2 protein-coding genes are annotated in these 2,021 nt (G+C 61.2%); one reads left to right on the top strand and one right to left on the bottom strand.

What is annotated here, in order from left to right; all coding sequences use genetic code 11:
* The first annotated feature begins 209 nt into the window (after positions 1-209).
* The gene (locus tag HNP33_RS20780; protein ID WP_184711761.1) at positions 210-1,184 is read left to right on the top strand and encodes a tripartite tricarboxylate transporter substrate binding protein; all 975 of its coding nucleotides are present in this window, start codon (positions 210-212) and stop codon (positions 1,182-1,184) included.
* 103 nt (positions 1,185-1,287) lie between these two features.
* Here HNP33_RS20780 and HNP33_RS20775 read toward each other — a convergent pair whose 3' ends face one another.
* On the bottom strand, positions 1,288-1,902 hold the full coding sequence (locus HNP33_RS20775) for an IPTL-CTERM sorting domain-containing protein (RefSeq protein WP_184711760.1): 615 nt from the start codon (positions 1,900-1,902) through the stop codon (positions 1,288-1,290).
* Between the last annotated feature and the right edge of the window lie 119 nt (positions 1,903-2,021).

Genomic DNA, 2,021 nt, shown 5'->3' with positions numbered 1-2,021 from the left:
GTCACGCAGCCTGAGGGCTGCGTGCTGCGCAGTTCCTTATCGACGCTATGAGGTGGGTTGAGAGGGGTCTAACACGGTCGGTCTGCGCCAACAGCTGATAGCGGCTCTGGTCCCTCACCCCGACACCTGTAAACATACAAGCGGCTCTAAGTAAGGCAGAGCTTGCGCTGTCAGCTTTTCTTTTGATAACAACCTGTGAGAGACAAACCATGAAGAAATTTGTGCAGATCGGCCTGTCCGCCGTGGCAGGGCTGGTGTTGATGGCCTCGGCCCAGGCGCAGCAGCCGTTTCCGTCCAAGCCGATACGTGTCGTCATCGGCTTTCCGGCTGGTGGCCCGTTGGACCAGCATGCCCGACTGCTGACCGACAAGCTCCAAGGTGTGCTGGGTCAGCCCATCATCGTGGATTACAAGCCCGGGGCTGGCGGCGCAGTGGGTGCGCAGGATGTGATGAAATCGCCCGCCGACGGCTATACCTTGATGCTCGCCAATACTGGCGTGATGGTGATCAATCCGGCGCTCTATCCCAAGCTGCCTTACAGCACCTTGAAGGATTTCACACCCGTGGCGCGCACGGCCATGCAGCCGCTGGCGTTGTTGGTTAACAACAAAGTGCCAGCCCAGAATCTGCAGGAATTCATTGCCTACGCCAAGGCCAATCCAGGCAAGGTCAATTTCGGCTCGGCTGGCAATGGCGGCATCAGCCATCTGGTGCCGGAGATGTTCAAGAGCACAACTGGTCTGGACCTGGTTCACATTCCCTACAAGGGAAGCGCACCGGCTTTTACCGATCTGGTAGGCGGTCAGGTGCAGTTCATGGCAGAGAGCATTCCGCAGGCCGCGGCCTACCACAAGCAGGGCAAGGTGCGTGCGCTGGCTGTGACGAGCAAGGAACGCAACCCTGCCTTGCCCGAAGTGCCCACGGCCATCGAAAGCGGGCTCAAGGGCTTTGAGGTGGTGGGTTTTTACGGTTTCCTCGCTCCTGCGGGTACGCCCAAGGAAGTGGTGGCCAAGCTCAGCAATGCCTTTGGCCAGGTGATGCAGATGCCCGATGTGCGCGGGCGGATGGTGGAACAGGGCGCCGATCCTGCTTTTCTGGGGGCCGACGAGTTTGCCAAATTCCTGACGGGTGAAATGCCGCGTTGGGCCGCTGCCGTCAAGGCTTCTGGCACCAAGATGGATTGAGGCGAGATCAAATAAAACGGCCTGAGCCCAGTGCAATACTGAACCCAGGCCATTGGGCCCGCCAAGGGCAGTCCAACTGAAGAGAACCGCCCAAAACGGGTGTTCAGGCGTTCATGCTCCCCCCCCGCGCAGGGGAGCAAAGTCCTTGCATGCGCTGGCGGCGGCGCGACTGCTGCCAGCCCAGCAACCCCACCATGGCGGCACCAATGAGCAAACCATACTTCGATAGCGTAGGCACGGGGGGAGCGTCCTTGCTGGCTGGTGCCGTCACAGTCACCGTGACAGCCGCCACCTGGCATACCGTCGGGTTGGCAGAGTCGCACAGGGTATAGGTCAGGGTGTAGGTGCCGGCAGGTGTCTGCGCGGTGGTGGTGACGCTGCCCGTGGCTGGGTCCAGCACCACGCCCTGTGCAGCGGCCGCTTGGGTGGCAGGGTCCGCTCCCACAGTGATCGTGGAGTTGGTGGCAGTGGCGGGTTGGCCATTATTGGTGTCATTGTTACGGACATCGGCAACAGGCATAGCCGCAGTTCCGGCAGTGGCTGTGCCCGCATCAGGCTGTGGGTTCACCACTGTGGGCCTGGGAGTTACTGTCACCGTGGCCGTTGTTACCTGGCACACCGCCGGGTTGGCGGAGTCACACAGGGTATAGGTCAGGGTGTAGGTACCGGCAGGTGTCTGCGTGGTGGTGGTGACGCTGCCGGTAGCAGGGTCCAGCATTACACCCTGCGCTGCGGCCGCTTGGGGGCTTTGTTGCACAAATCCGGGCCGCAGCGGTAGTAGGCTCGGATGATGAGTGAGACGAACTGGGGTCGGCGCAAGTACCGCACCACAAACTG

Origin of the sequence: Comamonas odontotermitis (assembly GCF_014207855.1) — a bacterium.
GTDB lineage: Bacteria > Pseudomonadota > Gammaproteobacteria > Burkholderiales > Burkholderiaceae_C > Comamonas > Comamonas odontotermitis_A.
This window is presented reverse-complemented; position numbering and strand designations above follow the sequence as displayed.

What these genes read in the sequence shown, in the direction of transcription:
- HNP33_RS20775 (WP_184711760.1), bottom strand. Translation starts at nt 1,902, where the DNA reads ATGCTGGACCCTGCTACCGGCAGCGTCACCACCACCACGCAGACACCT.
- HNP33_RS20780 (WP_184711761.1), top strand. Translation starts at nt 210, where the DNA reads ATGAAGAAATTTGTGCAGATCGGCCTGTCCGCCGTGGCAGGGCTGGTG.